Source organism: Mesorhizobium sp. M7A.F.Ca.ET.027.03.2.1, assembly GCF_003999175.1.
Taxonomy (GTDB): Bacteria; Pseudomonadota; Alphaproteobacteria; order Rhizobiales; family Rhizobiaceae; genus Mesorhizobium.
The window spans coordinates 1-597 of record NZ_RZOM01001777.1; the positions used below are offsets into that span (position 1 = coordinate 1).

General features: G+C 66.5%; 1 protein-coding gene. It reads left to right on the forward strand.

Features of this window, described 5'->3' with window-relative positions; translation table 11 throughout:
- On the forward strand, nt 1-597 hold a 597-nt coding region (locus EN750_RS38005), incomplete at both ends, for a hydantoinase/oxoprolinase family protein (protein WP_281062392.1).

Below are 597 nucleotides of genomic sequence, written 5' to 3' on the forward strand. Positions count from 1 at the left end.
GTTCCAGGGCAAGGATGCGCTGCTGTCAGGACCGGCCGGCGGCGTCGTCGGCATGGTCGAGACAGCCAGGCTCGCCGGCTTCGATAAGGTCATCGGCTTCGATATGGGCGGCACCTCCACCGATGTCGCCCACTATGACGGCGAATACGAACGCGCCTTCGACACCGAGGTCGCCGGCGTGCGCATCCGCGCGCCGATGATGCGCATCCATACCGTCGCCGCCGGCGGCGGCTCGATCCTGCATTACGAGGCCGGTCGCTTCCGGGCCGGACCGGATTCGGCTGGCGCCAATCCCGGCCCGGCAGCCTACCGGCGCGGCGGCCCGCTCGCCGTCACCGACGCCAACGTCATGCTTGGCAAGCTGCAGCCCGATTTCTTTCCGGCTATATTCGGACCCGGCCAGGACGAGCCGCTCGACGTCGAGACGGTGCGAGCAAAATTTGCGGCACTCGCCGCCGAAATCGGCGATGGCCGGTCGCCCGAGACTGTCGCCGAAGGGTTCGTCACCATCGCCGTGGAGAACATGGCCAATGCCATCAAGAAGATCTCTGTCCAGCGCGGCTACGACGTCACCGAGTATCTCCTGAACTGCTTCGG